The 18,945-nt window shown below is 37.4% G+C and carries 18 protein-coding genes; 13 read left to right on the plus strand and 5 right to left on the minus strand.

Annotated features, from left to right (window positions below):
* Positions 1-202: 202 nt before the first annotated feature.
* Positions 203-709: a DinB family protein gene (locus M2R48_RS06805; protein ID WP_262085536.1), complete on the plus strand. Its 507-nt coding sequence runs from the start codon at positions 203-205 to the stop codon at positions 707-709.
* A gap of 55 nt (positions 710-764) precedes the next feature.
* On the opposite strand, the gene M2R48_RS06810 is transcribed toward M2R48_RS06805, so the two are convergent.
* The 3 genes from M2R48_RS06810 to M2R48_RS06820 all read right to left on the minus strand — a co-directional run bounded on the left by M2R48_RS06810 (position 765) and on the right by M2R48_RS06820 (position 3,087).
* Positions 765-1,808 carry an NAD(P)H-dependent flavin oxidoreductase gene (locus tag M2R48_RS06810; protein WP_262085537.1) on the minus strand — a complete coding sequence of 348 codons (1,044 nt, stop codon included), beginning with the start codon at positions 1,806-1,808 and terminating at the stop codon, positions 765-767.
* 131 nt (positions 1,809-1,939) lie between these two features.
* Complete coding sequence (locus tag M2R48_RS06815; RefSeq protein ID WP_262085538.1) at positions 1,940-2,641, minus strand: VIT family protein; 702 nt, start codon at positions 2,639-2,641, stop codon at positions 1,940-1,942.
* Between the two features lie 101 nt (positions 2,642-2,742).
* Positions 2,743-3,087: a hypothetical protein gene (locus M2R48_RS06820; RefSeq protein WP_004820201.1), complete on the minus strand. Its 345-nt coding sequence runs from the start codon at positions 3,085-3,087 to the stop codon at positions 2,743-2,745.
* A gap of 552 nt (positions 3,088-3,639) precedes the next feature.
* Here M2R48_RS06820 and M2R48_RS06825 point away from each other — a divergent pair.
* The 4 genes from M2R48_RS06825 (at position 3,640) to M2R48_RS06840 (ending at position 5,821) form a co-directional block, all read left to right on the plus strand.
* Positions 3,640-4,050 carry a roadblock/LC7 domain-containing protein gene (locus M2R48_RS06825; protein WP_262085539.1) on the plus strand — a complete coding sequence of 137 codons (411 nt, stop codon included), beginning with the start codon at positions 3,640-3,642 and terminating at the stop codon, positions 4,048-4,050.
* Positions 4,051-4,415: 365 nt separating this feature from the next.
* On the plus strand, positions 4,416-4,772 hold the full coding sequence (locus M2R48_RS06830; protein ID WP_004721834.1) for a hypothetical protein: 357 nt from the start codon (positions 4,416-4,418) through the stop codon (positions 4,770-4,772).
* Positions 4,773-4,870: 98 nt separating this feature from the next.
* The gene (locus M2R48_RS06835; protein WP_004820203.1) at positions 4,871-5,086 is read left to right on the plus strand and encodes a DUF1653 domain-containing protein; all 216 of its coding nucleotides are present in this window, start codon (positions 4,871-4,873) and stop codon (positions 5,084-5,086) included.
* A 141-nt stretch (positions 5,087-5,227) separates the two neighbouring features.
* Positions 5,228-5,821, plus strand: coding sequence for an O-methyltransferase (locus M2R48_RS06840; RefSeq protein WP_262085540.1), 594 nt, complete (start codon positions 5,228-5,230; stop codon positions 5,819-5,821).
* 64 nt (positions 5,822-5,885) lie between these two features.
* On the opposite strand, the gene M2R48_RS06845 is transcribed toward M2R48_RS06840, so the two are convergent.
* A complete protein-coding gene (locus tag M2R48_RS06845; RefSeq protein WP_004721830.1) occupies positions 5,886-6,092 on the minus strand; it encodes a KTSC domain-containing protein in 207 nt (68 codons plus the stop codon).
* Positions 6,093-6,784: 692 nt separating this feature from the next.
* Here M2R48_RS06845 and M2R48_RS06850 point away from each other — a divergent pair.
* Together M2R48_RS06850 and M2R48_RS06855 are read left to right on the plus strand one after the other, a co-directional pair.
* Positions 6,785-7,288 (plus strand): endonuclease V, encoded by a 504-nt coding sequence (locus M2R48_RS06850; protein WP_262085541.1) that lies wholly within the window; start codon positions 6,785-6,787, stop codon positions 7,286-7,288.
* Between the two features lie 100 nt (positions 7,289-7,388).
* The gene (locus tag M2R48_RS06855; RefSeq protein ID WP_262085542.1) at positions 7,389-7,745 is read left to right on the plus strand and encodes a VOC family protein; all 357 of its coding nucleotides are present in this window, start codon (positions 7,389-7,391) and stop codon (positions 7,743-7,745) included.
* 97 nt (positions 7,746-7,842) lie between these two features.
* On the opposite strand, the gene ahpC is transcribed toward M2R48_RS06855, so the two are convergent.
* Positions 7,843-8,406 carry an alkyl hydroperoxide reductase subunit C gene (ahpC, locus tag M2R48_RS06860; RefSeq protein WP_004721823.1) on the minus strand — a complete coding sequence of 188 codons (564 nt, stop codon included), beginning with the start codon at positions 8,404-8,406 and terminating at the stop codon, positions 7,843-7,845.
* Positions 8,407-9,025: 619 nt separating this feature from the next.
* Between ahpC and M2R48_RS06865 the strand changes: the two genes are divergently transcribed.
* From M2R48_RS06865 to blp2, 6 genes are all read left to right on the plus strand, one after another.
* Entirely contained in the window at positions 9,026-13,006 is a 3,981-nt protein-coding gene (locus tag M2R48_RS06865; RefSeq protein ID WP_262085543.1) for a DUF3418 domain-containing protein, read from the plus strand.
* Between the two features lie 46 nt (positions 13,007-13,052).
* Positions 13,053-14,168 carry a beta-ketoacyl-ACP synthase III gene (locus tag M2R48_RS06870; protein WP_004721819.1) on the plus strand — a complete coding sequence of 372 codons (1,116 nt, stop codon included), beginning with the start codon at positions 13,053-13,055 and terminating at the stop codon, positions 14,166-14,168.
* A 189-nt stretch (positions 14,169-14,357) separates the two neighbouring features.
* Positions 14,358-15,173 (plus strand): lysophospholipid acyltransferase family protein, encoded by an 816-nt coding sequence (locus tag M2R48_RS06875; RefSeq protein ID WP_262085544.1) that lies wholly within the window; start codon positions 14,358-14,360, stop codon positions 15,171-15,173.
* Positions 15,174-15,182: 9 nt separating this feature from the next.
* Positions 15,183-15,707 (plus strand): hypothetical protein, encoded by a 525-nt coding sequence (locus M2R48_RS06880; protein WP_034612111.1) that lies wholly within the window; start codon positions 15,183-15,185, stop codon positions 15,705-15,707.
* A 59-nt stretch (positions 15,708-15,766) separates the two neighbouring features.
* The gene (locus tag M2R48_RS06885; RefSeq protein ID WP_262085545.1) at positions 15,767-16,165 is read left to right on the plus strand and encodes a GFA family protein; all 399 of its coding nucleotides are present in this window, start codon (positions 15,767-15,769) and stop codon (positions 16,163-16,165) included.
* 200 nt (positions 16,166-16,365) lie between these two features.
* Entirely contained in the window at positions 16,366-18,786 is a 2,421-nt protein-coding gene (blp2, locus tag M2R48_RS06890; protein ID WP_262085546.1) for an Ig-like repeat protein Blp2, read from the plus strand.
* Positions 18,787-18,945 lie beyond the last annotated feature (159 nt).

Consider the following 18,945-nt stretch of genomic DNA (forward strand, 5'->3'; position numbering starts at 1 on the left):
CAGCGCAAGGCGCAGCGGGGGACTAGCGTGTTTTTTGCCGCTACGTCGTTACCTTGCGAAACGATGTTTCTCATCATTTAGAATGACTAAATTTCGTATCTCGCGCCTAGTATCGCCTAAAAAACACACGTAGTCGCAAACGTAGACGAATTGTCAACAGACCCTATATTTCATATACCCACAATGATGGTTTAGTTAAGTCATGAATAAAGACTCTTTCAGAATACTGGCACAATACAATATCTGGGCAACCCAGCGTCTTTGTGAAAGTTTAAAAGCTGTATCCGATGATGATTTTAACAAAGATGTTGGTCTTTACTTTAAAAGCATTGTTGGCACCTTGAATCATCTATTGTTGGGTGAACATTATCTCTGGTATTCACGCTTTAAGCAGGGGATATCACCTGCAATTGCATTAAATACAATGATCCAAACTAAAAAGACAGCATTACTGGATGAATTACAAGAGAAGTCGAAAAATTGGATTGAGTTTCTAGAGCAGTTAGATGAAAAAACCTTAAATGCAGATTTAACCTATAAACGCGTTTCTGGACAAGAACTGACTTTGCCTTATGCTGCGACACTTATGCATGTATTTAATCATGGCACACATCATCGTGGGCAAATTACCGCTGCAATGACGGGATTGGGGTATGCATGTCCTGAACTAGATTTGGTATATATGTTGGTTGAACAAAGCCAAGCCTAATCAATATAAATAGAAGCTGTTGCAGTTCAGCTTCTATTGAAAGCTGAGTTGAGTATTAAGAATGGTTCATTTCCACAACCAATTGATTAACTAGATCCTGAGCCTCTAATTCACGAATCAGGCCAACATTACTTCCAGCCCAAAATGCACCAAAGCCAGTATCACCATGTTGCACCGCGAAAGCATTTAGCTGTTTTGCCAAATCATAGGCATAAGGGTAGGCAGCTACATGTGGACGGTCGGGCTGATCAATCCTCGCTTGCCAATGATTGATGATGCCGCGTGCTGGACGACCTGAAATGCTTGAGGTAATTTGAGTGAGTGGATGATCAAATAAGGCCTTGCGATATGCTACATTGGCGTTTGATGTTTTACATTGCACAAAAGCTGTTCCCAATTGTACGGCATCAGCACCAAGATTTAACATGGCTTTGGCTTGTTGCCCATTCATAATACCCCCTGCTGCAACGACAGGCAGTGAGCTATGTTTTTTGATAAGTGTGACTAGATCTGCGGTTTTAATTGCACCATCAATTTGAGCGTTAAAAATACCGCGATGCCCACCTGCTTCGATACCTTGAGCCACAATAATATCAATCCCAGCTTCTTCAATAGCCAGCGCTTCAGCCAGATTGGTTGCAGAAACTAGAGTGATGATACCGGCTTGTTTTAATTTTTGAATTTGATATTGATGCGGGATACCAAAATGAAAACTTACCGCTTTGGGTTGAGTGTCTAAACACAGGTTTAAAAAATCATCATTGTCTTTAAAGCTCGGGTAGATGCATTTTAATTCTGTGGGTGGATTTACGCCGAATTTTTTAAATTCAGCTGCTAAATGTTGACTCCACAGCGTATTAGATTCAGTGTTTAATGCTGTTGATTCATGACAGAAAAAATTTAATTGAAAAGGATGTGGTGTTAACGCCTGGGTTTCTTGAATTTGTTGAAGTGCAGAATCTATGGTATTTGCACCGAGCCCTAAAGCGCCTAAAGCCCCTTGATTTGATACTTCTGCTGCCAATAGTGGGGTAGAAACGCCTGCCATTGGTGCAAGTAAGATGGGATGTTTTATCCCTAATTGTTCTAATAAAGACATACTTAAGCTCCTTGAGTTTTAAGTTACTTTGCCCAAGCCAATTGCAATAAGCAAATTATGTTCGGTATTTATTATAAAAATATAATTCAAATACACCTTTATAAGTGTAGCTTATTTTATACAGGCTTAGATTACATCGGAGTGACTTGGAACAGAGAACCAATCCAGCTTGAGAACGCCATTGCGATAATTCCCCATACTCCCACACGGAAACTACCCTTGAGTATTGATGTACCCGCAAAATAGCTGGATAAGGCACCGAGTATGACCAGAGATAAGATACCGACTACTAAAACAATTTTTTCTAAATACACTTCGGGGCTAAACAGAATCGACAATGTTGGAAATAAGGCGCCTATTGAAAATGATAAGGCTGAAGAACCAGCAGCTTGTAATGGTCTTGCCGCAGTTGCTTCATTGATCCCAATTTCATCCCGTGCATGCGCTTCTAAGGCATCTTTTTCTGTGAGTTGAACAGCAACTTGATGCGCCAATTCGGGATCTAAACCGCGTTGAATATAAATGTGAGTCAGTTCTTTAAGCTCTAAGTGTGGGTTTTTTTCTAATTCGCGAGCTTCGATTTTTAAATCCGCTGCTTCAATATCTGCTTGAGATTTGACGGAAATATATTCTCCGGCAGCCATTGAGGTTGCACCTGAAATCAATCCCGCAATACAGGTAATCAATAGCGTGTGACTAGACGCACCACTCGCTGCCATTCCCATCACTAAACTGGTCACAGAAATGATGCCATCATTTGCACCCAAGACCGCTGCTCTTAACCAGCCTGTACGTTGTATAAAATGCTGTTCTAGGTGATGAGAATGTGGCATAAACAAAACTCCGAGTAACTGAAAGCTGATTCATTGATAATCTAAATATATGACAAATATAAAAAAGCTCCTATATTTAGGAGCTTTTTTTCAGATTAAAACTATTGGCTTGCTTTTTCTTTAACGTCCGCAGCACCTTTTTCAACAGCACCAGCTGCAGTTGCAGTGGCATCTTTAGCCGCATCAACAGTTGCATCGGCAGCATGTGCAGTTGCATCAGCGGCATGATCGACAGCAGTCGCAGTTGCATTTGCTGCATTATCCGCAGCTTTCGCCGTCGCATCAGCTGCATTTTGAGCGGCATGTTCTGCATCATGTTTTGCTTGTTCTACGGCATTTTCAGCATGTTCACCTGTGGTCGCTCCTGTTTCTGGTGCTTTATCTTTATTACAACCAACAAGTGCAATCGTTGCAATCAGACCAAGAGAGAGTAGAAGTTTATTCATTGTCTTGTACCTTTTTTAAATTAATTTTTGGCATCCAGCAGTTGGATGAAATAAATATAAACACAAAAAATAACCAAATCAAAAAATAAAATGTAAAGTTTTTATAAGATCAATTTATCTTATATCGAATAATAGCGCACAAATCTAGTTTTAATAAAAGCTTAATATAATATCAATAAACTGATTTTATAGTTTAACTGCCAATATCAATAAAATAAACAATGGTAAAATTTAAGCTTGTTTTAATGCTGTATCATTAAAACTAAATCAAGATAAGGTTTAAGATCCACTCAATTTATGATATTAGTTATTTGAAAGTGACCTTGTTGAAAAAAATCTGACAATTTGAAGCTTTGTGGCACAATATTAGTGCTCAAAAAATTAAATTAAAAGTGAAAAAACATGTTTACAAGCCAATAAAAACAGATAGAATTGAATGTAAAATGTGAAGTATATCAAATAATTCTGTTGCTGGAAAAAGTCTGAAAAACTTGTGTTTTCGGCTTTTGAAAATGCTGAATTTACAAATTAATTTATGGGGTTTTCTTGAATATGCTTGACCTAAACACATCTCGAAAAGTACCTGATGATTTTGTAGCATATGCTGAAAAACAAATCAGGCAGCTTTTGAACTCTGTCAGTGGTGTAGAGTTCATCATGTTGTGTACTTCTGATGGGTTTGAAATTGCTTTAGTCAACAAGAAAAATATTAGCAATTCTGGAAAGATTGCCGCAGTGAGTAGTTCGATTTTAGCCCTAGTAACCGCATTTGTTTCAGAAATCAATCTTGTTGGATGTCAAACAATTACCTTAGATGCTGAGAACGGAAAAGCACTTTTGACAGCCATTCCTCATTCAAAGCATCCACTGGTTTTAGTGGCGATGACCAACAAAGATATTTTATTGGGACAAATGCTCTATGAGCTTAAATCCACCTCAGAATTACTGATGAGAAATATATAGATAAGCCATTGTGAAAAATGTAACTTCAGTTGCATTTTTTTTGAAAAATGAGATTTATACTGGATTTTTTCTATCTGGTGTTTGTTAGATTTTTTCGAAAGTTTTAAATAGTCAAATTAGTCATTTATTTTTTAAATTTCTATTGAATAGTTAATATTTTTTATGCTATTAAAATGAGTGTGGGAAATAATTAATTAAAATTGATTATCAAATAAAATTAAATGGGTATTCAAAAAAAGAATACTAATTTATCCATGTTAGTTAGAAATGAATATTTTTAACTAAATAGTAAAGTGTTTTAGTAAAGCAAAATAAAAATTGAATTACTAAAGCGAACAACAATGTTGAAAGAAACGGGGATGCTCATGGCTCGTATTACACTAGATCAATTAACTGATATCGATGGTTTCGTTTGTGCTGCATTAGTAGACAGCGAAAGTGGTTTATCTTTAGCGACTGCAGGTGCAGGTTTAGACTTAGAATTAGCAGCAGCAGGTAATACTGAAGTTGTTCGTGCTAAGCGTAAAGTAGCAAAAGCACTGAAATTAGATGATGTAATTGAAGATATTTTAATTACATTAGGTAAACAGTATCATTTGATTCGCCCACTTGATTCAAATGAAAACCTATTCCTTTATCTTGTTTTAGATCGTTCTAAATCAAACTTAGCAATGGCTCGCCACGAGTTAAAAGCATTTGAAAAAGGCTTAGACTTTTCTTAATTTAAAAATTGAAAAGCATAAAAAACTCGTCTACGGACGAGTTTTTTCTTTGGCTATCCTGTATAACATAGATATCGTATTTAGAGTGTTGAGTGTAGATGTTAAAAGCTGGAATTTATAAACATTATAAAGGTAATTTATACCAAGTCTTTCATGTCGCAACACACAGTGAAACCCGTGAAAAAGTTGTGGTTTACCAATGTTTATATGATGATTATTCAATCTGGGTTCGACCTTATGAAATGTTTTGTGAGCAGGTCACATTAGAAAATGGTCAAGTCCAAGCGAGATTTGAATTTTTACATGAGGTTTGAGTTGTACTTGCTAGATTTTACCAAATGATAAAGTCACGAAATAAACCGTAACGATGTAACTTGTCAAAAGCTATGTATTGTCATAGCAATGACGTAAATGATTGAAATAATAACAATGATAGTAAAAAGGAAGATCTAAACATGAGTTTAAGTAACCCATTTTTGCAACGATTGAATGAACTATATCAATCCTTTATTAAGTTTGATGCTACACAGTGTGATCGTATTAAACGCTATCGAAATATTGAACCTGAATCAGCATTGTTTTTAGCCATGCAAGTGCGAATTCAGCAATCTAAGAAAATTTTAGAGATTGGGACATCAACAGGTTACTCTACATTGTGGCTTGCAGATGCAGCCAAAGTCACAGGTGCCAAGGTGACAACGCTAGAGATCGATAAAAAAAGAACTCAGCAAGCGCAACTGCATGCTCAAGAGTTACGGGTTGATGACGTGATTGATTTTTGGGTAGGGGATGCACAAAAATACTTGGAACAGTGTCAGGAACAATATGACTTTATTCTACTGGACGCTGAACGCAATGCTTATTTAAATTACTGGGTATATCTACAGAAGATGCTTGTAGAGCATGGTGGGGTTCTGATTGTAGATAATGTGATATCACATGCTGCTGAAGTAAAGAGCTTTATCACGGAAGTTAAACGAGATGAAAGGTTTATGACCACAACTTTGTCGATTGGATCTGGTCTGTTTGTGGTGACATTTAAAAACTAATCGAGTTTTTACATCAGGGAGAAATATCCCTGACTTTGCTCTAAAAGCACAGTTCTAAAAAAAACTATAAAATTGAAAGTCGCTTAAAATGTAAATCGTATTCTAGATATTTATGCACGAATGCTGTTTTATCACTACATCGTAGTAAATTATTGTATATAAATTCTGGGACAGGATGGTAAAGTTCACCAGAACCATTGTTATAAAAAATTTTTAAATACCGTGAAGAAGCATTGTACTTCCAAGAAGTCACGGTAATCATTGATCCCATAAGCAACCCCTTAAACTTTTGATTGTTTTACAGAAAAATGTATTCTGTATCTTTTGAAATTAGTCTATTCACTTAAAGAAATGTATAGTGGTTTTGTAAATAAAGCTGTTTATATTCTGCTAAAGATATTCATATTTTAACATTACAGATTCTGGGCAAGATAAACACTTAAAAAATCATCAGTAAATGAGAAAATTGGTATTTTACTTTAGGGTCTGTTGACATTTCATAAATGGCTTGCGTTGTAGGTTAAAATTGAGCATGAGACGTATACGTCGTAAAGCATGAATGAGAATAGCGAGACTATTTTCGAGTTTCATAACGAAGGCTGAGATAATTTTAGCCACAACCCTGAGCAAGAACAAAGCACTGCTTTGTTTGCAGCGCAAGGCGCAGCGGGGGACTAGCGTGTTTTTTGCCGCTACGTCGTTACGAACTACTCTTTTAGAATGACTAAATTTCGTATTTCCTGAGATAATTTTAGCCACAACCCTGAGCAAGAACAAAGCACTGCTTTGTTTGCAGCGCAAGGCGCAGCGGGGGACTAGCGTGTTTTTTGCCGCTACGTCGTTACGAACTACTCTTTTAGAATGACTAAATTTCGTATTTCGCGTTTAGTATCGCCTAAAAAACACTCGTAGTCGCAAACATAGACGAATTGTCAACAGACCCTAATCATTAAGAGGTAGATCATGATTCTTGCAATAGACGTTGCCTATATAGATAACTCTGCACAAGTTGCTGGTGTAGTATTTGAATCTTGGGCGAGTTCAGCTGTATTGAATCATTACCTTATCACCATCAACCCAATTGCTGACTATGAGTCAGGTCAATTTTATAAACGTGAATTACCGTGTATTTTGACGTTATTGGATTTGGTGAAAGAGCCCATTGATATGATTGTGATTGATGGCTATGTCTATTTAGGCGCTGAACAAACAGCAGGTTTAGGACAGCACTTATATGCTGCCTTAGTTGATAAAATCCCTGTGATTGGAGTGGCTAAAAATGAATTTAGGGGAACACCAATGGAATTTGAAATTTTACGTGGACAAAGTGTTAAGCCATTATATGTCTCTGCCATCGGCATAGAATTAGTGCAAGCAAAACATAATGTACAGTCCATGTACGGGAAATATCGTATTCCAGAGTTACTCAAGCAAGTTGATCGTTTGAGTAGAACAACGCAAAAATAATTTTTTGCTATCCTATATTCAGTGGTTTAAATGTATTATCAATTGACTCATTTTTTGTTTTCTATAGAACAATATTTTATAAATTTAAGGAGAAACATCAATGGATCAGTCAGCGGCTTTTCAAAAAATTTCCATTAACTATATTGAATTTATGGTGAAAGATGTCGTACAAAGCAAAAGGTTTTATCGAAACTTAGGCTGGACTTTTACCGACTTTGGCCCTGAATATTGTGAATTTGATTCTGGAGAGATAAAAGGGGGCTTTGCTCAGTCTGATGATGTGCAAAGTTCTGGTGGTGCATTAATTGTTTTGTATAGTGCCCAATTAGAACAAAGCTTAACGTGTGTGAAAGAGGCGGGTGCAACCATCGTACAAGAGATTTTTAGTTTTCCTGGTGGACGTCGTTTTCATTTTAAAGATTTAGATGGATATGAAATTGCAATTTGGTCGCATTAAATAAAAATCTACAAACACAAAAACCTGTACATAAAATCTAATGCAAAAAACCACGCTAAAAAGCGTGGTTTTTTATGTGTTTAATCTAATTCAAGAATTAGATTTTACCAACTAGGTCGATTGAAGGAGCAAGAGTTGCATCGCCTTCTTTCCATTTCGCTGGGCAAACTTCACCAGGATGACCGTGAACATATTGAGCTGCTTTAACTTTACGAAGAAGTTCAGAAGCATCACGACCAATACCACCAGCATTGATTTCGATGATTTGGATTTTACCTTCAGGATCGATAACGAAAGTACCACGGTCAGCAAGACCAGCAGATTCAATTAAAACTTCGAAGTTTTTAGCAAGAACCCAAGTTGGGTCGCCAACCATTACATATTCAATTTTTTTGATTTCTTCAGAAGAATCGTGCCAAGCTTTGTGCGTGAAGTGTGTATCTGTAGAAACAGAGTAGATTTCAACGCCTAATTTTTTGAATTCAGCATAGTTGTCAGCAAGGTCACCAAGTTCTGTTGGGCAAACAAAAGTGAAGTCAGCTGGATAGAAGAAAACTACAGACCATTTACCTTTAAGATCGGCTTCTGTAACTTCGATGAATTGGCCGTTTTGGAAAGCTTGTGCTTTAAAAGGTTTAACTTCAGTATTAATTAAGCTCATCATTATCTCCATGATTGAGGTGTTTATCTAATATTTAACTAGAATAATGAATTTTAGATTATTGGGGAAATAGTATTTTTTTATCGCTAAGATCGGAAAATCAAATTAGCGTGCTCCAGATACATTTCACCAAAAACCGTTGTTTTGTCAGTATTTCATCAACTAAAGCAAATAAAGATGATGTTTGAATGACAAAGCATCCTTTTTTAATCTGTTACAAACATGATGCTTCTGGGGCTATATTTCAAGGGCGATTTCTAAAAAAGATATAAAATTTATTTCAATGTATAGAATTTGTTCATATAAGATAAATTGAATTTTAACTCCATCACATTTCAATGTTGTATAGCGTGCAAATGATTTGGGGGGGCTGCTGTTTTGTACTTAAGCATCACCCCAAGCTACCTTATTGATGTAGATCAACCGCAACAGATCTAGGTCTATATGAGTATTTGCAGCCACAGACAGTTGCTAGTTGAGTGGACTTTAGCAGCTTTTAAATATTATTTTTATAATACATGCATAACGTAAACATGAATTCACTTTGATTGGACTATCTCTCCTGTGCTTTACAGCGTAAAATATTCCGTTCAATTTTAAGTATTAGGATAATGCATCTGTGCCAAATCAGTTAAATGTCGATCAATGGGTTATGGTACGAGATCGCCATCGTTTAAATCGACTGAAAAAAGGAAAAGATGCTCATCCTGAAAAATTCCAAGAACTGTTTGAGAAATCAAACCATCAAGTCAAAAAAAGATTAGCCAGCCTACCGACAATTAAACTCAATCAGGATCTACCGGTTACCCAGTATGCAGATAAACTGATTGAAGCGATTCAAAAGCATCAGATTATTATTGTTGCAGGGGAGACGGGTTCTGGTAAAACCACACAATTGCCACAGATCGCAATGCTTGCAGGTCGTGGCTTAACTGGGATGATTGGTCATACTCAGCCTCGTCGTTTGGCAGCACGAAGTGTATCGCAACGTATTGCTGAAGAAGTCGGTGAGAAGCTGGGTGAAAGCATCAGTTTTAAAGTGCGTTTTAATGAACAAGGATCAAATGATTCAATCGTTCGCTTAATGACGGACGGTATTCTTCTTGCTGAACTTTCTAATGATCGTTATTTAAATAAATATGACACGATTATTATTGATGAAGCGCATGAACGTTCATTAAACATTGATTTCATCATGGGTTACCTAAAACAACTGGTAAAAAAGCGCCCTGATTTAAAAATCATTATTACTTCAGCGACATTAGATGTGAATCGCTTTAGCGAATATTTTAATGGCGCACCGATTTTTGAAGTGGAAGGACGTAGCTTTCCAGTAGAACTGCGTTATCGTCCGATTTCTGAGATGACGATCAGCGGCAGTGATGATGATGACTTTGATGATTTTGAAGAAAATTTACCACGTGCAGTGGTACAAGCTGTAGAAGAATGTTTTAAGGATGCTGAATCTAAAGGACATCCTGAACATGCGGATATTCTTATTTTTTCAAGCACTGAACAAGAAATTCGAGAACTACAAGAGACCTTACAAAAATTTGGTCCTAAACACACGCAAATTTTACCGTTATATGCACGTTTAGCTTTAGCCGAACAGCAGAAAATCTTTAATCCCTCTGGTGGTGGGCGACGTATTATCATCGCGACCAACGTCGCTGAAACAGCATTGACTGTACCGAATATTCGTTATGTGATCGACAGTGGCTTTGCGCGTATTTCTCGCTATAACTATCGTTCACGGGTACAGCGTTTACCGATTGAAGCGATCTCTCAAGCTGCTGCAAATCAGCGTAAAGGCCGATGTGGTCGTATTGCACCAGGTGTTTGCATTCGCTTATACAGTGAAGATGATTTTCAAAGTCGTCCAGATTTTACTGAACCCGAAATTAAACGCACCAATTTAGCATCGGTTATTTTACAGATGCAAAGTCTCGGTTTGGGTGCTGTAGAAGATTTTGATTTTATTGAGCCACCAGACCATCGTTTGGTCAATGATGGGCGTAAATTGCTGATTGAATTAGGTGCTATCCATGAAGTGCAAAATTCAAATAATCTTCCTCAAGCGGTTGCACAAAGTGAAAGTGCGGTTTCCCAACAGGGAGCTGTAGCTGGTGCTAAAGCAAAAAACCTTGCTCAACCTGTCACTAAAAAAGCCGAACTTCAAAACAACAGTTTAACCAAAATCGGTCTACAAATGGCAAAAATGCCTATAGACCCACGCCTTGCACGGATGATTCTCGGTGGTGCTCATTTTGGAGTACTGAAAGAAGTTTTGATTATTGTTGCTGCGCTTGCAGTACAAGACCCACGAGAGCGTCCTGCTGATAAGCAAATGCAGGCAGATCAAAAACATGCGCTATTTAAAGAAGCAGATTCAGATTTTCTATTTTATATTAAACTGTGGAATACACTGACTGAAAATCGTGAAACTTTAAGTGAAAGCAAAAGACGTAATTTTGCCAAACAGCATTTTCTTAGCTGGTTGCGCTTACGCGAGTGGAAGAAAACGCATGAACAATTACTGGATTTAGCACAGGGCTTAAAACTTTCATTCAATGAAAAGACAGCCAGTTATGAAAATTTACATCGTGCTTTATTGACAGGATTATTGTCTTTTATTGCCAATAAAACTGACGAACGTAATATTTTCATGGCAGTTCGTCAGCAAAAAGCCCGAATTTTTCCTGCATCGACCTTACATAAAACCAATACCCCATGGGTGATGGCATTTGAAATGGTCGAAACCTCACAGGTGTATTTACGCACACTAGCAAAAATTGAGCCTGAGTGGATTCTTTTAGCTGCGCCTAACTTATTAAAACATCATTATTTTGAGCCACATTGGGCGAAAAAACCGGGTGTGGTCAATGCTTATGATCAGATTTCATTATTTGGGCTGATCATTGAACCGAAACGCGCCACCAATTATGAAAAAGTGGACCAATTGGCTGCGCATGAAATTTTCTTAAGAGATGCACTAACCACAGGAAACTTGGGAACAACCCCACCATTCTTAAAACACAACCTATTAAAGCTTGAAGAAGTTGAGCGTGTGGAAGACAAACTGCGTCGTCGTGATTTGGTTGTCGATGAAGAAACCATTTATCAGTTTTATGCCGCAAAAGTACCTACAGAAATTGCCAGTCGGCGTAGTTTTGAAGATTGGCGAGCAACAGTAGAGCCGCAGAATCCTCGTTATCTGTTTGTTGATGATGATGATTTATGGATGAATGACCGTCCAACCACGCAACAATTTCCAGATTATTTACATAATGGACAATTACGTTTCGCTGCCAGCTATCGTTTTGATCCAAGTCATGATGAAGATGGCGCAACAGTAAAAATTCCGCTACAAGCCTTAGCGCAAGTTGATGAAAATATTTGGTCTTGGGGAATTCCTGGTTGGCGTTTGGATTTAATCGAAGCGTTATTAAAAGCCTTACCAAAAGATAAACGTCGTAATTTGGTGCCGATCCCAGATACAGCCAATAAATTGATCAAAGCAGTCGATGCGCAACATTTGCATCAGCATATTTTTGAGTTTTTGGCATTTCAATTACGTGGTGAACAAATTACCAGTAAAGATTTTTCTTTTGAACGTATTGATCAGTACTTAATTCCATTTATCAAAGTAATTGATGAAAAAGGCCGCGTGATTGAAAAAGGCCGTGATCTTGCCGAACTCAAAGCACGTTGTCGAACTGAAACACACAGTCCCGTCAAACAGTTAAAAGGTGAGTTTACTACTTTCCCTGAAAGCTTTGTATTTGAGGCCTCTCAGAAAGTAACCGGAGTTGTAGTTAAACAATATCAGGCACTGGTCCCGAGCAAAGACTTTGCTAAGTTAGAGTTGAAAGATGACTCTGGTATTGTGATTCAGACTTTTAATGATCAAAGTGAAGCGATTAAGCAGCACCGTGAAGGCGTAATTCGTTTGATTCATATGCAATTGGGTGATTTGATTCGTCAATTGAAAAAGCAAATTTCCAAGCCACTGGCATTGGCATATTCTCCTTTGGGTGATAAAGCACAACTTGAGCAAATGTTGGTGTACGCAACATTACAAATGGCTATTCAAGATTTACCCATTAATGCTGAAGAATTTGCGATAGTCTTGGCAGATGTGAAAAAGTCATTTTTAAGTCATGGTCAGGAAGCATTAAAGCTGATCAGTGAAATTTATATTCAATGGCAGGAAATACGTCAGCAATTGCTGATGTTGGATCAAGACGTATTTGCTAAAAATATGAATGATATTGAAGATCAACTGGATTTAATGAACTTATCCAATTTTGTTTATTCAAAATCTTCCGATATTTGGCAGGAATATCCACGTTATTTAAAAGCATTGTTATTGCGTTTAGATCGATTGCCGAATAATCTAAATCGTGATGATGCTGCAATTAAAGAAGTCGATCCTTGGATGGATAAACTGTTTAAGTTTAAGTCGGATGTTCGTGTTAAAGAAGTCTACTTCATGGTTGAGGAACTACGTATTTCATTATTTTCTCAACCAATGAAAACCAAGATGCCGATTTCGTCAACCAGAATACAAAAAGTATGGGAAAAGCTTGGAATCGGTTAGAATAGAAATAATTTGAAATATTTGTGAATTTAAAAAGGAGTTTTACATGGGCATCCGTATTACAGGTACAGGTTTGTACCATCCTGAAGAAGTGATTACCAATGAAGAATTGGTGGATTGTTTAAATGCTTATGTGGAACAATTTAACAGTGAAAATGCTGAAAAAATTGAAGCGGGTGAAGTTGTTGCCCGTCGTGGTTCTAGTGCAGAATTTATTGAAAAAGCCTCAGGCGTAAAGCGTCGTTATGTCATTGAAAAATCAGGTGTCCTAGACATTAATCGCTTGCGTCCACGTTTAGAAGAACGTTCAGATGAAGAGCTTTCAATCCAAGCAGAATGGGGCGTAATTGCAGCAAAACAAGCGATGGAAAATGCAGGCGTAACTGCAGAAGACATCGATGTGGTGATTTTGGCTTGTTCAAATTTACAACGTGCTTATCCTGCTGTTGCAATTGAAATTCAAACTGCATTGGGTATTCAAGGCTATGCTTATGACATGAATGTGGCGTGTTCAGCTGCTACATTTGGTTTAAAACAAGCCTATGATGCTGTAAAAACGGGTGCACGTCGTGTGTTATTGGTTAATGTGGAAATTACCTCAGGCCATACCGACTATCGTTCACGTGACTGTCACTTTATTTTTGGTGATGTTGCAACAGCTTCAATTATTGAAGAAACGGACAGCAAAACAGGGTTTGAAATCGTAGATACCCATTTGTTTACCCAATTCTCTAATAACATCCGAAATAATTTTGGTTTCTTAAATGGTTCAGAATTAACTTCTCGTGATGATAAGCAATTCCGTCAAGATGGCCGCAAAGTATTTAAAGAAGTGTGTCCATTGGTTGCGAAAATTATTTCTACACAATTGGAAAAGAACAGTATTCAACCTGAAAATGTAAAACGTTTTTGGTTGCATCAAGCCAATGCCAATATGAATGAATTAATTTTAAAACTCATTGTCGGTAAAGAAGTTGCAGAAGCGGATCCTGATTTGGTACCAATCATTTTAGATGAGTTTGCCAATACGTCTTCAGCAGGTGTGATCATTGCATTACATCGTAGTGCGGATCAGGTGAATGATGGCGAATATGGTGTGCTGTGTTCATTTGGTGCAGGTTATTCTGTGGGTTCAATCCTTGTGCAAAAGCATGTTGCTTAAATCATAATTTTATAAAATCTCCCTCCTTGTGCCGCGAAAAGCGCAGTTCAGCTACTTTGAAAAAAAGGGGGGGAGATTGTCGAGGATTTAAGTTATTTTATTTGTGTAAAGCTCTTCCCTGAAAAAGGAGGAGTCATACGCTTAAGGCCAAGATCAAATAATGTTGAAAAGTATTTGTAGAGATACAGCATGACTGAAAAAACCTTGAAAATACGACACAACGCTAAATTGATTCGATTAATAAGCAGCTTACAGCGCTTTTACTTTCGTCCAACATTTTTAGGTACTGAAAATTTAGTGCCGAATAAACCAGCCATGTATGTCGGTAATCACACCATCTATGGTGTTTTAGATTCTCCGATTCTGATTGATTATTTATTTACAGAACATAAAATCGCAGTGGTCAGTTTAGCTGATCATATGCATTTTCATATTCCGATTTGGAAAGAAGTGGTTAAACGTGTCGGTGGGGTTGATGGTGTACAAGAATATGCCAAAGAAGCGATGCGACAAGGTTATTCGATTCTGGTTTTTCCAGGCGGCGGTCGAGAAGTCATTAAACGTAAAGGTGAAGCCTATCAACTGATCTGGAAGCAACGCTTTGGTTTCTTAAAGTTGGCTCAGGAATTTGGTTATGAAATTGCTCCTTTTGTGGCTTTAGGTGGTGATGAAGTTTTTGATTTAGCTTTTGATGTAAACGTGCTGCTTAAACAAAAGTGGTTTAATAAAATATTATCAAATCCCAAAATAGGTTCATTGCTTAGACAAGGTGAAGTTATTCCTTCGATTCCGAAGCATATTATTCCAAAGCGAATCCCTTTTTATTTTAAATTTATGCCACGATTATCTATTGACCAGATAGAAAACATGGACGATATGATTGTATTTCGTGATCAATTGCAAGCGAGCATTTATACTGAAATTGAGTCGTTAAAGTCCTATCGAGCACATGACTTGGAACAAAAAACTTACAACAAAAAGCTTAGAACAAAAAACAATTTTTGAGATCGCATAATGTTTGAACTGCAAACCAATTTTAAACAGATACTTAAGCTCTTCAATCCGCGAACTCAACCCATTCAAAGTACTGTGACTTTTCTTCAAGATCCTTATTATCTCGAATTTTTAGGACAGTGTAGCGATACTGAAATTACCCCTGATATTGATTTATTTGGCTATGAAACTACGATAAAGGAAAACCAGTATTTCGCAGAGCATGTGGAAAATTTATCCCAACAACTATGGAAAATTGGTCGTACAGGTCAAGGTGATGAATGGTTTTTAGATCGGAATAGTTTTGATATTTTATTCTATGATCATGATTTAGGTATGGACTTAGATGAGAATTTAAAACGTGATCAGTTTCAGTCGATGCAAATCAACTTTTTTCAATTTTTACAATTTGCTTTACTTCTGCAAGCGTTGGAACAACACTTGGATAAAAATCCATTATCTACGATTGAGTTAGAGCAATTTCAAGATACCGTGAACCGTATCCATCCTGAACTTTTTTCACGTTATCCATTTGATTATTTATAAGTTATAAGCGTTACAATTGATTGATAAAATGAGTTTACTCACAATATAGAGGAATAAAAATGTATACAGCTTCATGCCTTTGTGGTGGTATTCAACTGAGAATTCATAGTGAAATCCCTCAAATATTTGTCTGTCATTGTCAGCAATGTCAAAAAGCCCAGGGTTCAGCATTTGTGGCGATTGCTCCTATTCAGACTAAAGATTTAGAGATTGTTCAAGGACAGGCATTGTTTCAAGAATATTATGCCACTGAAAATAAAAAGCGAACGTTCTGTAAAAGATGTGCATCCCCATTATTTAGTGCGCGTTTAGACCTACCTGAGGTCGTGAGATTACGTGTAGGCATTGTAAATGAGCCTGTTCAAGGCAAGATAGTTTCACATGCGTTTACTGATAACAAAGCTGCTTGGTTTGAAATTTTGGATGATGCCCCACAATTTGCTCAAGTGCTTTGTTAAAGAGTGAAGTTATATGTGAACAACAAGAATGCTGGATATTTATTGTTTAAATAAGATTTTGTGCGCTATCTTACTTATTTTTAAGTATCTGAATTTTATATTTTTATAAATAATTCAGAAATCAGTTTAAGTCATTTGTATATATAAATACCTTCTGTATAATTTTAAAAAAATACACTTTAAATCAATAGAAGGTATAAATGACAAGAATAGTCGTCGCTGCAAAACAAGACAAAATATTACTACAGGATTCTCAAGCAAAAACGGTCAGTTTAGATCAACCCGCTATTATTCAAATTGGTGTCACACAACAAGATGTGAAAACACTAGAGCGACTAGGCGATAAGCTGATTATTAGTTTAAATAATGGTGAGCAAATTGTTTTAGAGGGCTTTTTTCAAGCCAATTCAACCACAACGCATTCTTTAACGTTCCCCAAAGCAGATGGAAGTTTCTCACTTGCTCACTTTGATGCCAATGGAAAATTTACAGACTATAGCGGTTTGCAAAAACTCGATACTTTACTCTATGAAGGCGCCAATACTGCGGCTGTTCAACAAGTCTCTGCCTACGAAGACTCAACCCCTGAGTTTTCATTTTCAAGTCTATTTTCTTCAAGTGCAGTGAAAGCAGGTGTCGGTCTTGTTTCTGCAATTGGTTTAGGTTTGGCATTGATTGATGATGGGGGAAGTAATCAATCAAAGGGTATTACCGACATTATTGCACCGAAAACACCGACTGCAACTTTGAATGCAGAGGGTACTGAAATTAAGGGTACCGCTGAAGCGGGTGCGACTATTTATGTGATTGATAAAAACCAGAAAGTGATTGCCACAGCAGTGGTCGATAAAGATGGAAATTATTCTTTGACATTGCCAGAGGCTTTGCTAAACAACAATACTTATTATATCAATGCAAAAGACAAAGCTGGAAATGCCTCAACCTATACCTCGGTTGTTGGCACGAAAGATACCATTGCACCTAATGAGCCTCAAGGGCAGTTAAATGAGCAAGGAAATATTGTTACTGGTAAAGCAGAGGCGAATGCCACAATTAATGTATATGACCCAGCAGGTCACCTGATTGGTACTGCTAAAGCCAATGCACAGGGACAATTTTCTGTTGCCATTTCTCCTGCTTTAACCACAGGCCAGATCGGTACAGTCGAAGCGATTGATGCATCTGGAAATAAATCAGAAAAACATAATATTGAAGTGGGTAAAGATACTATCGCACCTGATCAACCTAAGTTTGAGGTATCTAAAGAAGGGACTTCAATACACGGAACCGCAGAAGCAAATGCTAAAGTGATTATTCAAGATTCAACAGGTGTGGTGATTGCAACGGGTACTGTAGATGCCAATGGTAAATTCAATATCACCATTTCTCCTGCTTTAGATGCAAGCAAGACTGGCAAAATTATTGTTGAAGATGCTGCTGGAAATAAGTCGAGTGCTGTAGAAATTAAAGCTGGACAAGATGTTTTAGCGCCAGATAAACCCGTGGCCAATTTGAATGCTGAAGGCACTGTGATCACGGGTACCGCTGAAGCAAACTCCAAAATTTCAGTCTATGACAGTGCAAATAAATTATTAGGCACAGCAACAACGGACGCAAACGGAAATTATTCTGTCACACTTTCAACAGCGTTGACTGAAGCAAAAGTCGGCAGTGTATATGCAACAGATGCAGCTGGAAATCAGTCAGCGCTTAGCTCTGTAACAGGTACCAAAGATGTAACCGCGCCTGCAAGTCCAAAAATCACAGATGTGGTTGATGATGTGGGGGCAACTGTAGGCTCTGTTGCTGCAAATGGGACGACAGATGACAAGCGCCCTGTGATTTCAGGAACAGGAGAAGCTGGGGCGACTTTGATTATTTATGATAATAATCAGGCAATTGGAAAGGTCACAGTCGGTGCAGATAGTAAATGGTCATTTAGTTTTGCTTATGATTTAACTCTGGGGAGTCACAGTATTACTACTGTACAAACGGATAAAGCAGGGAATACCAGTTTAGTGAGTGATGCTCGAACATTTACTGTAGTCGAAATCGCCGCAAAAATGGCAGTTTTTGATGAAGCCTTGGCTTTTCATGCTGATTTAGCTAATTCGAATATTGATTCAGTTAAAAGTGCTGATGCGATTGGGTCAGGTGTTTTAAATTCTGAGCCAGAAAGTAGCGCTCAAGTATTAGGGCAATCGACACCAATAGAAAATCAATTTTCGCAGCTCCATTCAAATGTTTCAGATTTAGATCATACTGCTATAGCTGGCAGTTCAGCTATTCTCAGTACAAGCATAGCGACTGTACTGCAAGATGCACTTGAGAATACCAAAGTTGACGATATCAAGGTAGCCAATACCAATTCTTATGACAGCACGGCCATTTCAGTCGATGAATTGTTGGCAAAGACTTCAGTTAATGATTTAACTACAAATCAGATTGATAATGTGCTTGCTCGAACAATTGATCAAAGTGCTACAACCATTGTCGATGATGCTAAAAATACTGAATTGGTCGCTTTTAATAAAGCCGAAAATCTATCAGCGCAAGATATACCTGTATTGCAATCTGATCTGATCAAGGATTTGTTTGATCCACAATTACTAACCTTTTGATTGAAAATAATCAGATAAGCACCTACGGGTGCTTTTTTATTGCAACATGGTTTTATATTGCTTGTTTAGCTTAAAACTGATGCATAGGGCTTTCTTTCCAATAAACGCTGAATAATTTCATTCAGTGTTTATTGTGTTATATATAACGTGAATTAATAC

It is taken from the genome of Acinetobacter sp. I-MWF (assembly GCF_025433935.1).
Lineage (GTDB): Bacteria > Pseudomonadota > Gammaproteobacteria > Pseudomonadales > Moraxellaceae > Acinetobacter > Acinetobacter guillouiae.

What these genes read in the sequence shown, in the direction of transcription:
- M2R48_RS06805 (WP_262085536.1), top strand. Translation starts at nt 203, where the DNA reads ATGAATAAAGACTCTTTCAGAATACTGGCACAATACAATATCTGGGCA.
- M2R48_RS06810 (WP_262085537.1), bottom strand. Translation starts at nt 1,808, where the DNA reads ATGTCTTTATTAGAACAATTAGGGATAAAACATCCCATCTTACTTGCA.
- M2R48_RS06815 (WP_262085538.1), bottom strand. Translation starts at nt 2,641, where the DNA reads ATGCCACATTCTCATCACCTAGAACAGCATTTTATACAACGTACAGGC.
- M2R48_RS06820 (WP_004820201.1), bottom strand. Translation starts at nt 3,087, where the DNA reads ATGAATAAACTTCTACTCTCTCTTGGTCTGATTGCAACGATTGCACTT.
- M2R48_RS06825 (WP_262085539.1), top strand. Translation starts at nt 3,640, where the DNA reads ATGCTTGACCTAAACACATCTCGAAAAGTACCTGATGATTTTGTAGCA.
- M2R48_RS06830 (WP_004721834.1), top strand. Translation starts at nt 4,416, where the DNA reads ATGGCTCGTATTACACTAGATCAATTAACTGATATCGATGGTTTCGTT.
- M2R48_RS06835 (WP_004820203.1), top strand. Translation starts at nt 4,871, where the DNA reads ATGTTAAAAGCTGGAATTTATAAACATTATAAAGGTAATTTATACCAA.
- M2R48_RS06840 (WP_262085540.1), top strand. Translation starts at nt 5,228, where the DNA reads ATGAGTTTAAGTAACCCATTTTTGCAACGATTGAATGAACTATATCAA.
- M2R48_RS06845 (WP_004721830.1), bottom strand. Translation starts at nt 6,092, where the DNA reads ATGGGATCAATGATTACCGTGACTTCTTGGAAGTACAATGCTTCTTCA.
- M2R48_RS06850 (WP_262085541.1), top strand. Translation starts at nt 6,785, where the DNA reads ATGATTCTTGCAATAGACGTTGCCTATATAGATAACTCTGCACAAGTT.
- M2R48_RS06855 (WP_262085542.1), top strand. Translation starts at nt 7,389, where the DNA reads ATGGATCAGTCAGCGGCTTTTCAAAAAATTTCCATTAACTATATTGAA.
- ahpC (WP_004721823.1), bottom strand. Translation starts at nt 8,406, where the DNA reads ATGAGCTTAATTAATACTGAAGTTAAACCTTTTAAAGCACAAGCTTTC.
- M2R48_RS06870 (WP_004721819.1), top strand. Translation starts at nt 13,053, where the DNA reads ATGGGCATCCGTATTACAGGTACAGGTTTGTACCATCCTGAAGAAGTG.
- M2R48_RS06875 (WP_262085544.1), top strand. Translation starts at nt 14,358, where the DNA reads ATGACTGAAAAAACCTTGAAAATACGACACAACGCTAAATTGATTCGA.
- M2R48_RS06880 (WP_034612111.1), top strand. Translation starts at nt 15,183, where the DNA reads ATGTTTGAACTGCAAACCAATTTTAAACAGATACTTAAGCTCTTCAAT.
- M2R48_RS06885 (WP_262085545.1), top strand. Translation starts at nt 15,767, where the DNA reads ATGTATACAGCTTCATGCCTTTGTGGTGGTATTCAACTGAGAATTCAT.
- blp2 (WP_262085546.1), top strand. Translation starts at nt 16,366, where the DNA reads ATGACAAGAATAGTCGTCGCTGCAAAACAAGACAAAATATTACTACAG.